The organism is Pararobbsia alpina, assembly GCF_965118125.1.
Lineage (GTDB): Bacteria > Pseudomonadota > Gammaproteobacteria > Burkholderiales > Burkholderiaceae > Pararobbsia > Pararobbsia alpina_A.
Map to the genome: position 1 here is coordinate 46,506 of NZ_OZ221289.1, position 16,049 is coordinate 62,554.

16 protein-coding genes and 1 pseudogene are annotated in these 16,049 nt (G+C 58.5%); 1 reads left to right on the forward strand and 16 read right to left on the reverse strand.

The features are described from left to right. Window positions 1–2: 2 nt before the first annotated feature. From ACMFWR_RS30980 to ACMFWR_RS31025, 10 genes are all read right to left on the reverse strand, one after another. Window positions 3–1,277: a TraI domain-containing protein gene (locus tag ACMFWR_RS30980; RefSeq protein ID WP_413197619.1), complete on the reverse strand. Its 1,275-nt coding sequence runs from the start codon at window positions 1,275–1,277 to the stop codon at window positions 3–5. 4 nt (window positions 1,278–1,281) lie between these two features. Continuing rightward, window positions 1,282–2,319: a type IV secretion system protein gene (locus ACMFWR_RS30985; RefSeq protein ID WP_413197620.1), complete on the reverse strand. Its 1,038-nt coding sequence runs from the start codon at window positions 2,317–2,319 to the stop codon at window positions 1,282–1,284. A 2-nt stretch (window positions 2,320–2,321) separates the two neighbouring features. Beyond that, window positions 2,322–3,071, reverse strand: coding sequence for a type VI secretion protein (locus ACMFWR_RS30990; protein ID WP_413197621.1), 750 nt, complete (start codon window positions 3,069–3,071; stop codon window positions 2,322–2,324). 11 nt (window positions 3,072–3,082) lie between these two features. After that, complete coding sequence (locus tag ACMFWR_RS30995) at window positions 3,083–5,566, reverse strand: VirB4 family type IV secretion system protein (RefSeq protein ID WP_413197622.1); 2,484 nt, start codon at window positions 5,564–5,566, stop codon at window positions 3,083–3,085. Beyond that, a complete protein-coding gene (locus ACMFWR_RS31000) occupies window positions 5,560–5,868 on the reverse strand; it encodes a VirB3 family type IV secretion system protein (RefSeq protein ID WP_413197623.1) in 309 nt (102 codons plus the stop codon). The genes ACMFWR_RS30995 and ACMFWR_RS31000 overlap by 7 nt, the downstream gene beginning before the upstream one ends. Next, entirely contained in the window at window positions 5,869–6,204 is a 336-nt protein-coding gene (locus tag ACMFWR_RS31005) for a TrbC/VirB2 family protein (protein WP_413197624.1), read from the reverse strand. Window positions 6,205–6,213: 9 nt separating this feature from the next. Next, window positions 6,214–7,374 carry a CpaF family protein gene (locus tag ACMFWR_RS31010; protein WP_413197625.1) on the reverse strand — a complete coding sequence of 387 codons (1,161 nt, stop codon included), beginning with the start codon at window positions 7,372–7,374 and terminating at the stop codon, window positions 6,214–6,216. Window positions 7,375–7,574: 200 nt separating this feature from the next. Then, complete coding sequence (locus tag ACMFWR_RS31015) at window positions 7,575–8,801, reverse strand: DUF2201 family putative metallopeptidase (protein WP_413197626.1); 1,227 nt, start codon at window positions 8,799–8,801, stop codon at window positions 7,575–7,577. Window positions 8,802–8,803: 2 nt separating this feature from the next. Continuing rightward, a complete protein-coding gene (locus ACMFWR_RS31020; RefSeq protein WP_413197627.1) occupies window positions 8,804–9,835 on the reverse strand; it encodes a hypothetical protein in 1,032 nt (343 codons plus the stop codon). Window positions 9,836–9,853: 18 nt separating this feature from the next. After that, a complete protein-coding gene (locus tag ACMFWR_RS31025; RefSeq protein ID WP_413197628.1) occupies window positions 9,854–10,876 on the reverse strand; it encodes an ATP-binding protein in 1,023 nt (340 codons plus the stop codon). A gap of 844 nt (window positions 10,877–11,720) precedes the next feature. On the opposite strand from ACMFWR_RS31025, the pseudogene ACMFWR_RS31030 reads away from it, so the two are divergent. Next, window positions 11,721–12,114, forward strand: a pseudogene (locus ACMFWR_RS31030) (IS3 family transposase); the annotation flags it as partial. Between the two features lie 357 nt (window positions 12,115–12,471). Here ACMFWR_RS31030 and ACMFWR_RS31035 read toward each other — a convergent pair. From ACMFWR_RS31035 to ACMFWR_RS31060, 6 genes are all read right to left on the reverse strand, one after another. Then, window positions 12,472–12,948 (reverse strand): hypothetical protein, encoded by a 477-nt coding sequence (locus ACMFWR_RS31035; RefSeq protein ID WP_413197629.1) that lies wholly within the window; start codon window positions 12,946–12,948, stop codon window positions 12,472–12,474. 31 nt (window positions 12,949–12,979) lie between these two features. Then, entirely contained in the window at window positions 12,980–13,360 is a 381-nt protein-coding gene (locus ACMFWR_RS31040) for a hypothetical protein (protein WP_413197630.1), read from the reverse strand. Window positions 13,361–13,582: 222 nt separating this feature from the next. Next, complete coding sequence (locus tag ACMFWR_RS31045; RefSeq protein ID WP_413197631.1) at window positions 13,583–14,053, reverse strand: glycine zipper 2TM domain-containing protein; 471 nt, start codon at window positions 14,051–14,053, stop codon at window positions 13,583–13,585. Between the two features lie 81 nt (window positions 14,054–14,134). Continuing rightward, a complete protein-coding gene (locus ACMFWR_RS31050; protein WP_413197632.1) occupies window positions 14,135–14,566 on the reverse strand; it encodes a hypothetical protein in 432 nt (143 codons plus the stop codon). Window positions 14,567–14,669: 103 nt separating this feature from the next. Then, window positions 14,670–15,023 carry a hypothetical protein gene (locus ACMFWR_RS31055; protein WP_413197633.1) on the reverse strand — a complete coding sequence of 118 codons (354 nt, stop codon included), beginning with the start codon at window positions 15,021–15,023 and terminating at the stop codon, window positions 14,670–14,672. A 485-nt stretch (window positions 15,024–15,508) separates the two neighbouring features. Continuing rightward, window positions 15,509–15,985: a hypothetical protein gene (locus ACMFWR_RS31060; RefSeq protein ID WP_413197634.1), complete on the reverse strand. Its 477-nt coding sequence runs from the start codon at window positions 15,983–15,985 to the stop codon at window positions 15,509–15,511. Window positions 15,986–16,049 lie beyond the last annotated feature (64 nt).

The following is a 16,049-nucleotide window of genomic DNA, read 5'->3' on the forward strand; positions in this document are numbered from 1 at the left end:
GGCTAACGAGGAAGGATCAGGTTTCCAGCGGCTTCAGTTAAAAAGATGTCGGCTCCCTGCCCTTTGAATAGAAGCGACTGCTGCTTAAGAATGTTCACAAGCGTGTCAGCCGTGACGCCGTAGCTCCCAACAATCTTTTTCGAGAGAACGAGCGCTGTGCCATGCCATTCGACTTTCGCCTTTCCCGCCTCAACGTCCTCGGCAAGCGCCCGGAAGAAATCGCGAAGCATGTTCGGTGCTCCTGCGAGCACTCGATCGAACTCGGCCTTTCCGGTCTCAATTGGCGCCAGCGATTTTGATGCAGCTATTTGGGCCGCGGTGACCACCGGCCCGGCAGGCGCCACGGTCGGCGCGGGAGACGGCGAAGCCGCTTCATCAAACGGAAGCGTCGATTGCGCGACGTCGATAGTCGCGGCGGTCCGTTGAACATCGTTCGCGCCCGTGGCGTTGCGAGCAACGTCCACGCCCGAGATCGGAGCAATCGCCCCGTCCGGTGCTGACACGGAAGTCTGTACGATCACTGGCTCTACCGCCAGTGCCACCTGTACCGCTGAGGGAACCTCGAACTTGACGGGCGAGAAATTACGATGAACCGCCTTGCGCTCGAATTCCTGCGCAACGCCCATGGCGTTTCGTACTACCTTGTGCACGAGCGACTCGGTTCCCTGGGGGGTTACCTCCGGGTTTATTGCGCCGAATAGCTCGGTGAGAATCGGACCATCTAAATCCCCGAGCAATTGCGACCCGACGACGGTTTGCGCAAGTACAGCCGTACGCATGCGCTCAACGGGTAGCGCTACGTCGCGCCGATATACGCGGTACGAATCACCAGCGAGCCAAACAGCGAACGGGCCGTGCGCCGCGGGACTCCACTCGAAGGGGTCTGAAACGCGCGAAAACCGAAAGTGCCTATAAGGTTCATCGAGCCACGAACATACCGACGCCAAAAACAGTGCGTATATGTATTGCGGCTCAGCTCGTCTGCGCTTTTCTGAGGGCAAATCGGCACCGAACTTCTGCCCGCCGGCGAGTCTCATCGCGTAGTAGGCAAGCTCGACGGTTGCGCGAAAGGCTCCACCCGGCTCCGCATGCTGGTCAGGGCGAAGCGGCATCGTTGAAAACCAATCGGCACAGCGCGTGAGCACTGAATACCATCGGCGATCAAAGTCCTCTTGCTTGCCCTCGTTGGCCGTTTGTTTGATCAGCTCGATTCGTTTGTGATGCTCGCTCAACAGCTCGAACGCCGGCGCACCACGATGTTCGCTAGGTACACTCATGATCTCAGCCTACCAAGCCCGCCGCGCCCTTCGCCGCCGAAGCTACTGTCCTGATGCCAGCGCTTCCCGCGCCCGCGCCGCCACCGAAGATCGACTTGGCGATGGACGGTATTTCGAACGACATCAGCAGAATGTAGAGGCTCATGCTGAGCGCATAGCCGCCGGATATATTGGTCGTCGTGCCAGCGTTCGTCCATGTCTGGAGGTCTGTAATGACACCCTGGAACGCGAGCTGCGTCATCGCCGCTGCGACGACGAAATACATCCCCGCACTAATGAGATAGTCCAACCACGTCTTGAAATAGCCGCGCGTATAGGCGGACGCGCCGAGAGCGAGCGCGATCGGGCCAACGACGATGCCAATAGCGCCCTGGAGCCGCCCCATGTTCGTGAAAAAAGTAAAGACGACCGAAGCAACGCAGAGCACAGCGAAGGCAAGGCCCAGCAGAAGCGTATCGACGATAGTCGATCCGATCTGAAAAATATTTCGTGAATGGTATTCAGCGACCATCGCGTCATAGAAGCTACCGGACAGCTTCGCGATGTTGACTCCGAGATCGACGCTGCCCCCACCGATATCGTTGGCAAGAGTTTGGAACCAACTGATGATGGCTGGGCCGACAGACGTGTACGCCAAATAGCAGGAGCAAAATAGCGAGAGCGTCACCAACTCCTCGATGAGATCGACCCAGGCGGAAATGGGGTTATGCGTGGCCGAGAATCGAATGGCCGCCAATACGATCGTGATGACCCCGAGACCGAAAATGAGCTTGTCGCTCTCAGGCCGTACTTTCTGGCTCAGCGTCGCGGCTGACGTGAGGACGCTGCCAAACAGCTTAGAGAGGTCGGACGCCGACTGACCAATGGCGGCGCCCGTTGTACCCGCCGCAGGTCCGGTTGGCGCTGCGGCCGAGGCACCGCTCGCCAGCATGCTTTTAATCAGCGCCGAAGTACTGTCGTCCGTATCGGCCATCGCCGGACGAACGAAAGCGAGCGCGGTAAACAATACGAGAACTAGCCGGAAGATGGTCGATCGGCTCATCGTCATTTTCCTAGCAAGGGCATAAGGGCGTTTGTTTCTGCCTGCCGTTTCTTCGCGATCGCCTGCTGGGCGGCGATATTCTGTTCGTCTTCGGCATTCTGTGCAGTCTGCTTCGAGGCCTGCTGTTGGGCGCTCGTGGCCATCAACTGCAGCATGTCGGATTGCTGGCTTGCGACGACGTCAAGCATGTGCGTCGTCAGCTGCGCTGTGGCTTGCTGAGTCGGCGAGAGATTCAATTGGTTTTGAATCTGTTGTCGACGCTGCGCAAGATCTTGCATGTGCTTCTGAATGTCCGTGCCCTGCTGGAACAGTTGAGTCGCGTTCTTGTCCCCAGTCTTCAACAACGTACTTTGATCGGAAAACCACTGATCGGGTGTCTTGCCAGATTGATTGACGAGCGTCTGAACCTTGGTGACGTACTGGCCGTTGCTCTGCAAGCCGTCATAGACCTGGCTCATGACAGTCGCGTACTGCGTCATCTTTGACATGTCCGAGTTGATCTCTGCAAGCTGACCGGCCGTTGCGACGTCCGCGAGCTTCGTGCCCTGCAACAACTGGTTCCCCATCATCTTGTATTGATATATGAGGTTGGTGTCTTGCGTCGTTTCGTTTGAAACGGACGTCATCGCGGTGACAAGATTCTGGGCGAGATTCGAAACGTCAATGACCGGCATGTTGGCATGAGCGCAGTTCACTGCGAGCGTCGCGCCAATTGCGCACAGGGCGGTTGTCAGAGTGCGATTCAGTAACATGGCAATGTCCTTTAGTGTTGGGCGAGCATTTCGCGAACATAGTTATCGCGCCACTCCGGCACACCGGATTCGAAGTGCCGATCGAATGCGTTTTGAGCGAAGCCATCGGAGCGCAGATAGGCCAACGTCTCCTTGTCGAACGTGACCTGGAGCATCCGGGTCATCGTCGGCGTGACGAGCAGATAGTCGCGGTTGGGGACGGCGTCGCTGATCATCTGGATCTGCGTCTGGGTCAAGCCGAAGGTATCTGCATACAACTTCGTGTTGATACGCGCATCCTTGTTGGGCAAATAAATGATGTTCGGGATGTTTTCTTTCAGAACCTCGAAGTTCGCGATACGGGCCACCTGGGCCAACGATTGCGTCGCCATGGCGAGTACAGCATTCGATTTACGAATGGTGACCGCCCAGACCTCGAGGCGTTGGTAGAACTTCGGATTCAAGAAAAAGAAGCCTGCCTCTTCGACCTCGATAATCGTGTAACGCCCGTCGAGCCAGTCCGTGATCCGATAGAAGGCCAAGTCCATAAAGAGCGCTGCGGCCTGCGGATGGTGATCGAATAGTTCGCCCATCTCGATCGACAGGTCGTCGGTCATCTCGAACGCGTCATCTGTGTTGTCGAAGAACTGACCATTTTTGCCGCCCCGCGTCCACACCTGAAGCCGCTCGCGCAGCTCGGCGTCGAGAAGCGTCGACAGGAAGGTCAGAGTCCATTTTTCGCGCCCATACCCCGCCAGTAGCTGTACCCGCTCAAAGACTTGCGTCTCCTGTGCCGGCTCAAGCGCGTAGTCGCCCTCGCCCTCGATCGCGAGTTGAATCCAGTCGGCGAGATACCCGTGATGTCGTGGATCAGCGAGGAGACTCAATGGATTCACGCGCGTGGCAGCCTTGTATTTGCCCGTCACGTCGATGAATTGACCGCCAGCCATAACAGTCGGGATTCGGGTCGAGCGACCCTTGTCGAAACGAATGCGCCGCGGGTTGTGGCGACCGGCCTGCGACATCAGAAAGTTTAGGAAAATCGACTTACCTGCGCCGATCGGGCCCAGCACCAAAAGGTGACCTTTGCCACCGGGGTGATGCAAATCAACGCGCTGTTGTGTGCGGTGACGCGTAGGCAGGCACGTAAGCGGAGGCTGCGCTTGTCCAGATTGTTGCGTGAGCCAGGCATTCGATATCGGACCGGCGCCAACGGTAAGTAGTGGCGCGATGTCGGAGACAACCGGGGTCTCCACGAACTGCAACCGTTTCTGTTCTTTCCATTGCCCCGGGAGCGTGCTTGCCCACGCCGCGAACAGGTTCACCTTCTCCTGTACAGCACCAAAGCCGGCGTTGGAGATTGCTCCGACGACTTCTTTTACCGCCTCGTCGCATTCGACTTCGGTGTCGCCGTACACGACGATGGAAACATTGACCCAACCGTGCTGCTGGCCGTCGGCGGTGATCTTGCTCAACGCTTCTTCGGCCTCGGTCGCGAGTTGCTCACGACCCTTGTCATTCTTCTGTTCCTCTTTGGCGACGAAAGCCTTCACAATCGCCCATAGATTGAAGGACGCCATTTTGTAGAACCGGCGGATCTTCTCAACGTATGCGCTGGACTTTACGTTGTCGAGAAAGCGATACATCACGCAGATATCCATCTCGGCGTCGACGGCGTTGAGCACGTCCAGTGACGCCTCGCTAAAGCCGAGCCACTCCTTGACGGCGATGATCGCGGCATAGCGAGACCCATGAGCCGATTCGAAAAGGAGTTTGCTCGCGCCGGGGGTGACCTCGGACTCTGTCAGATGGGTGTCGAGCAGCGTCACCGGAAACCGAATCCGACGCTTGGGAACAGATGGGTTCGCCGTCTGATGCAGGTGCACCATCAAGTCCTGCATCTTGAGCCGCGAAAATCTTAGGCGTGACATGCCGCCCTTGAACGCGTCCAACATCGACTCGAAGCGCTTGACGTCGGCTCGCGTGCGTTCCAAGTCAAATGCATACGCGCTGCGCGCAAACACGACATCCTTGGCGGTCTCGAACAGTGCCTTCGGAAGCGACTTGCCGCCAACGGTGACGTGATATGCCACCTTGTCGAATATTTTGTCGAGCCCCGTCTCGGGCGTAAACGCGAGTGCCACAGAATGCGCGTTTCGGAAGTACTTCCCGCTCGACATCGCCCGGCGATTCAGCTCATCGATTCTCCGGTCGCTTTCGGCCGCGAAATCGCCGTCGATATAGTCGTGGACACGGCGCTTCGACACACGCCACCATGCTGTGACACGGTTGTCGAAGCTTTTGCAGGCGCGATCGAGATCGTAGCGAGCCGTTGTCCCTTCGTCGCCGCGGGGGTCATCGGCGTCAACGCCTGTAAATTCGTAGACGGTCAGAAGCGATCCGTCTTTGTCGAGTACGAGCTCAGGCGTGAACGGTGTCGCCCACGGTGCCATTTCGTGGACTGGACGTCTTTGTCCGGTGGCCTTGGCTTTGCTTTTGAAACGGAGGTTCAGCATGAGAGGTCAGAATCAAATCCGTAGGGGCGCTTGTAGCGCTGCGAACTCGGAAGGCTAGCGTCGGGCTCGTAGGAGTCGCCGTACCGGTTATAGACGATCAGAATCTGACGCCACCACGGATCCTTCTGCGTGACCCAGCGCAGAAAGATGTGCGACGCGAACCCCACAGCGAAGAACCAAGGGCTCATGCTCGAGTAGCACAGGAGCGCCGTCATGGTGCCGTTCAGGATCGCGAGAAATCGGTCCGCCCCCCCCATTGTTCTGGGCAGGGACAGCGAACGACTGACTTTGTGCTTACGCATTTAGCAGGCGGCAGCGATGCCCATGTGGTTCTTCATGATTGGAATCGCCGCCGAAGCAAGGCCGATCCCCATGAGGCCGACCGAAATAAATTTCCCGATGGTGGATTCGGAGTTCGCGATGGCGACGGCACCGAGAATAATAAGGACCACCCCGATTCCGTAGAGGAACGGCCCCGAGATGAGGTTGCTGATCATGCAGATCACATCTACAACACTGGTGATATCAGTGATGCTGCCCACCGCAAACGCCGGCGTGGCGCACACGGTCGCAAGCGACAACGCAACCGCCACGCGCACCGCGTCACGAATGGAGTAAATCTTGAAATACTGTTGCATGGCGCTTCCTTAAAAGTGACGATGGAGGATGTAGTCGTCATCCTTGTAGCCTTTGATCTCGACGATCTCGGATACGTGGCGCTTGCCGCCAGTGCGACGGAGCTGGATGACGTAGTCGAAGCAGTCGGCGATGACCTTACGCATATAGGTCAGCGTCCATCCCGATCCCGGTGGGATTCCGAGCATCGCGAGTGTTTCAAGTCGCATGAGGCCGCCGCGGGCGTCGTTGGAGTGGATTGAGCCCATTCCGCCGTCGTGACCCGTAGAGAGCGCTTGGATGAAGTCGTACGCTTCCCCGCCGCGGACTTCCCCAACGACGATGCGATCGGGCCGGAAGCGCAGACACAGTTTTACGAGCAACTGGGGAGTGACGTGCTTGTCTTCATTGGAAAGCAGACGCACCAAATTGGGCAATTCCAGTTGAAGCTCTTTGGTGTCTTCGATCGTGATGACCCGCTCGTCGTCCGGGACTTCACAGCCGAGCGAATTCAGGAAGGTGGTTTTGCCAGTGGAAGTGCCACCGGAGATAAGGATGTTTTTGCGCGCGCGAACGAGGCGTCCAAGCGCGTCCGCGAGCGCGGCATCTTCTTCGTCACCTCGAAAGATTGCGAGATCCTGGGAATCATCGCGCGCCATGGCCCGCGAAAACGCGCCATTTGCGACGTAGTCGCTCAGCTTGAGCTTATCGTCGCTAAAGCGACGGATGCTCAAGGCGTGGCCGTCGATGGCCGTGGGCGTCATTACGGCTGCGATCCGAAGGTTTGCGTGGCCAGCGTTAATAACGCCCGAGGCGGTTCCGCGTTTCGCCGACTTGTCGACCGACGAAGCCAGCGCGTAGATCGCACCTTCAAGCTTGCGCGGATCAAGTGTCTTATCTAAGCGTCGAAGATGCCCACGCTGCTCGACAAAGATGTTGTCGAAACGGTTGATCATCACTTCCGACGTATTGGGCGAATCCAATTCCTCGCGTAGCGTGCTGAGCGAATCGAAAAACAGCGACACCGCGCTTTCTTCCAGGGGTCGTACGCGCAGCGGGTCGTCGAAAATCGGCGCTTTGTCGGAAATGGGCCGCACCGCACTCGAGTTGTCCGAGTGATTGGGGTCGGGTGCCCGAGTTCGATCTACGCGATCGGACTCGACGTGTTCAAGTATGGCGCTCATGCCGGGCATTGTTTCGCGCGCCGACGCGAGAGTGCGGTCTATAAGACGCGAAAATTTTGCAGCATTTCAGGTCTCATGTTGACGCGAGACGATCTTCATCCATGTGTCTAAACACGTTCAGCGGTTATTTCCGGTAAGCGGTCGTTTTCCGATGTCTTATCTAAAAAAAAGCCCGACCATGAAGGTCGGGCTCGGAGCAACGGAGATCGTCAGGCAATCACTTCGATGCACTCGCCGAATGACGGCCGAGCTTTCACGCGGCGCAACTCGCGAGTGGACACCCAAAGTACCGGGTAGTCGGGTGCATCATCGGGAAAGGTGCCATCCAAGTCCGTCAGGTACACGACGAACTCAGGTCGAATCTCCTCGCGTTCGAGCCACTTAAACGGATCGTCGAAGCGTGTAGCGCCTCCGCCCCGCACCGGAAGCAGGTCAACATGATCGCCATGCTCGAAAATCTGCACCTGCTTTACCTGCGTGTCGCAGTCGAGCACGATGAGGCGCCGCGGCTTAAGGCAGTCGAACATCGAGATGATCTCGCCTGCGAACTGCCTCTGTGTCTCATCGAATACCGAGCCACTAGAATCGCGGACAAACACGGCGTCACCCAACGAAGGTTCGTTTGGCGCGGGAAGGTACAGCCCCGCGGCAACGTACCGGCGATTGGGCAGCGTCCAGCTGTAGTCCGTGTTCGCGCGGTCAGTGGCGAACTGGTGCAGCGCCGCCCGCCAATCGACCACCGATTCGGCCGCCGCATGCGCAGCAGCTTCCAGACCGCCGGTCAACTTGCCGGCCAACTTCGCCGCGCGAGCCGCCTGTAGAACAGCCACCTTCCACTCTGCCTCGACCTTTGCGGGATTTTCGGCAGGACATGGGCGCACCTCGCCGCATGGTCCGCCCGGTGTATCGTTGGCTGGCGACTGACCGGGCATCGTCGACGGACTTCGACTGCGATTCGCCGAACCAGGCTGAGTTACTTGCGACGAACCTTGGCCCGATTGCGCATCGGGTTGCGGCTTCGCGTGGCTCGCTTGCTTTTGCGCGTCGTCGTGTCGCAACTCGGCGTAGATTGCTTCGGCCGACATACCGGCGAACCTCTTGTCGACCAACACCCCAGCCGGGAGTTCGAAACCTGCTTCCAACACAATCGGGTTGATCGAATAGTCGGCGGCATCGTTCCAACGCTTCGGGTCGCGCTCACCCATGCGCCAGCAATGGCCATTGGCCACGTGCATGACTTCATGGGCGAGCACGCCGCGAAGCTTGAATGGGTCTAAGGTGGCGAGGAAGTCCGGGTTGTAGCCCAGACTCACCCCATCCACCCAGAACGTCCTGCAGGAACGATCCTCGACCACTTCCAGACGCAGCGCCAACACGCCGAAAAAAGGCTCGGCGAAAATCAGGTCGGTGCGTGCCTTGGTGATTCGCGGATCCATGGTCACCTCACGCAGCGATGAGCTTGAGTTGGTAGTTCTCCGCCGTCCGCGCCGAAGGCGATGCGGGGTCCCCCCCCCATGAACGACGCCATCAGATGCTCGATCTCGGTCGCCTTTTCTGCTACCTGCGATCGCAGCACCGGTGACTCTTTGAGATCGACTCCCGAATGCACCGCCAGGTGCTTGCGCGCTTGATCGAGTACATGCGTGAGCATCGGATCGTCTGTGAAGTTCAACTGCGGGAGCAACGCGCACATCTCCTTGACCTGTGTGGCCACGTCGATGCGCACGGTGTTGGCTGACCCCAGCCGCTCAGCCATGTTCTTCACGGCCTCGTAGAGACGGCCGATCAGATCACGGTTTGCGAGTTCGACCGAACGCCGCACATGCTCGTCGATGTCGTGCCGGATTTCAGCAAGCACGTCGGGCGGCACGTCGATGCCGAATTGGCTGGCATCGGGAAACGGCAACACCGACATCTTCATCGCGAACTTCGTGTTCAGCTGCGCTGCACTCGGATAGTCATCTTCGTTGAAGAGACCATTGAGTTCGATGCGGGCCTGATCCTTCAAGTTCTGATAGTCGGTCATGAAGATCGACACGGCACGATCAAACTCATTCTTGTAGCCGCGAGCGCGGTCGGCGAGCGCCATGTAGACGCGCGTCGGAAGCAGGCGCGAGCCACGTTGCTCGTACTCGAGCGTGTTGTTATAAAAATGCGCACGAAAGCGGTTAGCGATCGCCTGAACTTTCTTGTAGCTTGGGCAGTGGTCCGGCAGAAGGCGTTTGTTGAAACGACCGATGCCTTTGGCACGATGGGCTTCTTCAATCTCCGAAGTGACTTTGCCGTCGAAACGGCGCGCACCCCATACGGAGATCGAGATCGAAGCCAACATGACTTTGGACGTGAGATTGCCGAGGTTGCTCATGGTCGAGCTCCTAGAATAAATAAATGAAGGGGAACGGATGAAACGGAACTGCCGACGCGCTTTCGCGCATTGGCTACATGACTGCCCAACGAGCGCCGGGTGCAAGGGAAAGCAGAGATCGAACTATTCGCCGCGGATCAATGCACCGATCGGGCCACCTTGCGCAACGATGAATGCGGGTGATTGCGAGACCTCCTCGTTGCGACGCACTGCGTCGCGCACGAGAAGCGCTGCGAACTCGCCGTGCCCCGCTTCGATAAGTCGCTCGGCATAGACCGTGACGCGATCGAAATTCGACTGCGTCGCTTGCGCCGCGAGCGCGGACGCGATCGCAAACAACGCGGCCGGGCGAGTGGGAATGTTCGCCGTGTGAGGGCTTGCGAGAATCGCGTCCGGAGACGGGAGCTCGCGAGCGATCTGGAGGAAGGCGAGGAACTCGGTTGCCGCGTCACCCACGGCGCCGTTGAATGCGGGCACCTCGAGCTCTTGCGGCAACACACCCATCATCTTCGAGACGAGGCCCCAGCTTCGGGGACTGTGCACGTTCGCCATGCCCTTACCTCGGGCATCGCTGCTAAGCAAGTCAGGGCGAAAGCGCAGAAACGCGACCAGCATTGGCTGCACTCCGTATGCCACGGCCCACTTCGTCCAGTCGTTGATAGACGTCTTGAGCTCAACGATGGTAGCGAACCGGCTTTTGAGTGGATCGAGAATGCGTGAAACGCCTGCGTTGTCCGTTTGTCGGTTCGTCGCAGCAACGAATGTCACGTGGTCCGGCAACTTGTGCTCGCCAATGCGCCGTGCGAGCAGCAACTGCATTTTCGCAGCTTGCACGGCGGTGCTGGCTTGGCCCAAGTCATCGAGAAACCACAGTAGCGGGCTCGTCGATCGCAGGACGCGCTCAAGATCGCCAAACGGCAGAAACCGAGCCGCTGACCCGTCGGCGGCCGGAAACGGCAAGCCTTTGGAGTCGGTCGGATCTTCGACAACGGGGTGAGAGATGAGAAGGTCACGGCCGGTGCTTTCGGCCGCCTGCTCAACGATGTCGCTCTTGCCGATACCAGGCGCTCCCGTGATCAGCGCGGGCAAACGCTGCGGAATCAGTGCTTCGAGCAACGACTTCAATTGCGAGGGAGAAACTTGCATGTGGCTTCCTTGAAAGCAAGAAAGCCCCGCAAAGACATCTGCCCGTTGGGGACGATGTCCCCGGGGGCTGGTGAGATTGGCCGGCAAGCGGCGCTAGAGTTGCCGACAAGCGGCGAGTCGATGCGTCAGAGACGCGGGTAAAACGTGGTTAGGGCTGGCGAAGTGTCAGTCCTAACAGCGCTCTACCTTCAGGATGGTATCTCGACGAACGCAGACGCCATTCCCGATAAGCTTCGAAAAAATAGGGGGCTTTTCGGTGTGACTTGCAACGACCGGTTGGCGAGATTCGGCCACGACGGGGAAAATGCACTACCGGTGCTGGCCGGGGGCACTTTGGAGCGATGTGCGCGCGTCGCACAGTCGATGCATACGCACGCTACGGATACAGATTCAGGCGTCGTAAACGCCCCGCGACATTCAGCGAAAACGGCGGGCTTTGCGTCACCCGTTCCAGCACGGTTCTCATTGGTCCCTGCACCGTCAACCGGCGAGAGAAACCGACCGCCTCCGGGTCGGGCCCCTCGGCCACGGCAATTCGCCCAGCTAGACGAGATTCCGTCACTTGACCCTTTGGTCTCCTTGACAATTCTTCGACACGGATTCAGTCCACTGCGGGAACGATTCGGTCGAGAAGTTGCGATGCACGGGGATAATAGCGTCCGCCTTGACGTCGACGCACCAATCGCCCGCGCGTTCGTAAATGAACGCCTCAAGTCGCACGTCTGTGCGGCTGCGTCCGCATTTCTTGTCCATGTCCCGCTCCGCGTCGACTAGACGACTCATCTCTCGTGGATCGAATGGAACAGCACACAGCAATTTGTCACTTCCGAATTTATCCCGTAGATACCCGACGAAGAATTCTCTGAAGGCGTGGTGCGGAGTATTCGAGAGGAGTGGCGATGTGCAAAAGGAATATGTTCGCCGAAAGCCGAAGTACTCAGAAGAACAGAAAACCGTCGCACTCGAGCACTACGTCAATCACCGGCGTTGCTTCAGCTTCACCCTGAAAGCATTGGGCTATCCCAGTCGCCAGTTACTGACAACGTGGGTTCGCAAGCGCTATCCGGAAACCAGGAGATGCGTGGTTGGCAACGTAGGTCGACCGGCCGCGTCATTAGCGTCCAGGCAAGCCGCGGTGTACGAACTCTGCACACGTCAAGGAAGCGCACAGGCGTTGGCGCGAAGCTGGACGTCGAGGGGTGACGCTGTACAACTGGAAGACCAGTTGCTCGGCCCGCACGCGTACCACCGTACCCGATACATTCGCTTCCAACGTCTGATTGGCCTGCCCCGCGATAGCGGGCGAGCCGAAAGCGCACCCATGACTGCGAGCGACACGATCGCGATCGATGACCTGGTGATTTCCAACATTTGCTGCGCCGAGAAAAGACGGAGCGCCCCCACACGGGGGGCGCCCGCATGGGTGGAACACGGAAAGAAAAAAGCCGCGTCCCCCACGGGACGCGGCTTTTCGGAAAACTGGCGGACGATCAGGCCCGCGAAACGAATACTGCCGTGCTAACTGCGACGGTGCTTGTCGGCGTAGTAGCCGATTCCGAAGACGAGAGCGACGGCGAAGAAGGTGACGAAAATGCTCATTTCGAAGGCTCCATTAGGACACTTCCTTGTGCAAAGAGTAGCACGAACGCCAGAATGAGACCCCAGACGGTCAATTCCTGTCCGACCGTCCAGAATCCCAGCCCGTAAGAATGCGCGAGCCCCACAGCCCCCCCTAGCGATGCGATCGCCAACGAATGCAGCGAGCGCCCCATTTGCTGGCGCTGAGCTACCGTCGGGCGCAGCAACGAATCTACCGCCCGGAAGACCCAGGCCTTCGATGGTGGCGACGCCAGGTCCACGAAATAGGTCAAGTGGCTGACGACGTCGACCCGATATTCGCGATCGCCCGCGGCGAGCGTAGCTTCATGAACTGCGCCCTCATCCACCACCGCTCCGATGGCCGATTTGAGGCGGTCAGGGAGAAAGACCTGCCCGTTTTCCTCGGAAAACGACACGCCGCCGGACAGCACGACGCCGTTGGCGAACGTCAGCGTAATAGTTCCGATAGTCATGGGATGGAACGGCCGAGCCGTTGAAGAAGAATCACGCGATCTTCAGGCCCGAGGCGAGCCGCAGATTGCTGAGGAAGGATTGATAGCCGGAGTGCGACATCAACTGCGTGAACGACACGAAGTTGTCTTTGCCGCCGGCGTGGTCATCGCGCCCGCGACAAGTGCGGTAAAGGATTGCGATGCCCGCCCGATTGGGGGCTTTACGGATATGCACGTACAGCGCATCGGCATGGAGAGCGACGTAGCCATCCTCGCCGCTGTGCCTGTCCTCGCGAATCGTGAATTCCGATTCACTTAGATGCATATCACTTGCGACACGACGAAAGAAGCGCGTCGCTTCTCGAACCAAAACATCGACCGCGCCGCTGCTGCCGGCAAAGTCGAGTGCTAGAAAGCTCTTAGAAATCTTCATAGGTGCCCAGAAAGGTTTCGGGCACCCTTCCCTTGCGGGGTCGAGTGCCCCGAACAGGAGAGGTGGACTGGCCGCGGAGCCAGACGTTGTTTCGATGCGTCGATGACGCTACGAAAGCATTGATGCAACCGTGGCGGTGGAGCACCGCTCGGTTGCATCAAGCCTCTCGTTGAAGAACACCGCGCAGCCCCGCAAGGGGCCACGCTGCAAGTTGGTGATTGGTCAATGAGTGACGCGGTAGTCCATGCCACTCGAGACAAGCATCACGCGTTCGCCGGGCGCGAACATCTGCTGCGCCCCCTGCGTAATCGACATGAACCGACCAGACTCGGTCTTCACGACAATTTCGAGTCCCGGCTGGCGCACTGCGCTCGACGTAACCTGTTGGGCAACCACACCACTAATCGTCCCGGACATTGCACCGGCGATGTAGCGGCCGTTGCCGTTACCGATCACCCGCGCGCCGAGGACGGCGCCGGCGACCGAGCTAAGAACAGTCGCGATCGGACTTGCATCTCGGCCGTTCGCTTGCCCTTCAATCATGACCGGGCGGACGCGCACCACCGTCGCAGCTTCGACCTGGCTGCCGCGCATAAGCGACGACGGCTGGTACGAATCAGGACTGCCCACGGGAATTTGTGTGCATCCCGACAGAATGGACGCGACGACGACTGCAACGATGAGTTTGAACATGGCGGATATCTCAAAAAAAGGGCGAAGCCATGCAGTCAGGCAATGGCTTCGCCTGAACGGAGAAAAGGAATAAGCGGACCACTACTGCGTAAGCAAAACGACTGGGATTGCTGTACGTCGAGAACCGTCGTCGACAAGATCCGCGATGCGGTCACCAAGGACTTTGGCAAACACGCGTCCAAACAACTTCGACGCCCCTTCGTCCGGTTGCACCTTGATGCCGAAGCAACGGTCAAACGGGTTGTCGACGATGATGAGAAAACCCTTGAGCTTGCTTGTGTCCACGCGGAACTGAAGCGCGGCCGGGAGCATCGACTCATCGTGCTCACAGGGATCTCGGAAAAGGATGTGCTCGGTAGAAGCACCTGCGTCGACGAGCATTTTCCAAATCGTGCGATTGCCATCGGGCGCCTGCGCAACTTCAATAAGCTCGATCATCTGAAGTAGACGGGGTGAACGGATAGACTGGCGATCGATGGGAAGCTTCGACTGCTGAAATTGGGAGATGGTCATACGTGCTCGCAGGAGACGGAGCACGCCCTTTTGGGGGCGATGCCCCATAGGGAAAGAAAGCTGAAGCCCGCTCGCGCGGGCTTCGAATGTGACGCTGGTGGCGTCAGTAATGCTTGCGTACGAATCGACCAACCATGATGCTGCCCGATGCCAACGAAGGCAGGGCAAACAGCAAGACCAATCCCCACGCCTGAAGCTCGTCACCGAGCCATGGAAGCTGCATCAACAGCCCACCCACCAGCCACTCAGAGAACGGCAGCGGTAAAGGGGCGTCGGTGTACGCGCTGAGTCCGAACAGGTCGCCGCCTTGAACTGCGAGGCCAGCCTGACTCGACGCTGTCAACGCGCAACCGAAAATGAAGAAAATGCATGCGATGACGATGCTGAAAGCCAAGGCTGTCGGCAATTGAACACGGGCAAGTCGCAATGCAACGCGAAGCGAAAACGAAGTCTTCAAGATGTGCTCCTGGAACAAAAAAAGGAGCACTCCCTTGGGGGCAGTGCCCCAATGGGAGGAAGAACAAAGCGAGGCGCAGCCTCGAACAGCAATCGCGCCCAAAGTCAGCGCGGTTTCCCTGGCGGGAGAGTCGATGCGTCGAAGACGCGGAAAGTGCGCAAAGCCTACTGCAACGGCATTCGAAAATCTAGCCCACCACGAGCGAAGGAAGCCTTCTCGCTGGAATGGATACCTCATCTCGCCGACCAAAGTTGAAACGACTATGGCCATTGATCCTATTGCTCTGGAACGCGCGATCGTTGAACACGCGGTGCGCAGCCCACGCGGCGGCCACGCGCACACAGCAGGGTCTTGAAGAATGCTGACGTTAGTGAAGACCTGCTTTGGATGTTTGACGGCCGACCCCGGCTATAGCCACCGAGCCTCCAAACAAAAAAACCCACGCATCCGTTAGGACGTGTGGGTTGGGTAAAGTCCGACAGCACTTAGGGTCGGGGGTGATCAAAAGCCAGCGCGAGCGCGCCGAGAACAGCTAAAGCGCCGCGCTCTGGCTCGACATACGATTGAGCGGCAGATCGGTGGACGTGCACCTGCGGTATGTCGGCACCGGCAGCGCTTGGCCCGAAGCCTAGATCGGCGTAGCAAAGCGATATTGCCAACGACAAGCGTGCTGCATGGCCTGCCGCTGGACGCAGCCGTTGAGCCAGCTGTTCAATTGGTGATCGCCTCACGGGTGGCGCAGGCTTCACTTCATAAAAATCGCGCCGGACCGAGCCATCAGGCAATACGAGCTCACAGAACTCGATATCCCGCGGATCGGCCATCGCATTGTGCCCGTCGTCAAACTTAAACGGCCGGGCAATTCGTACACCACCATCAGCATAGAACTCGCCCTGCGCGATGCATCGAAACACCTCGCTGTCCGCGAACTGCACGACTGTGACTAAAACGGGGTATTCCATTGTTTGCTGCTCCACAAATGAAGCAGACGCAGCAGCCCCAATGGGCGGCTTCGCCCACTGGGGT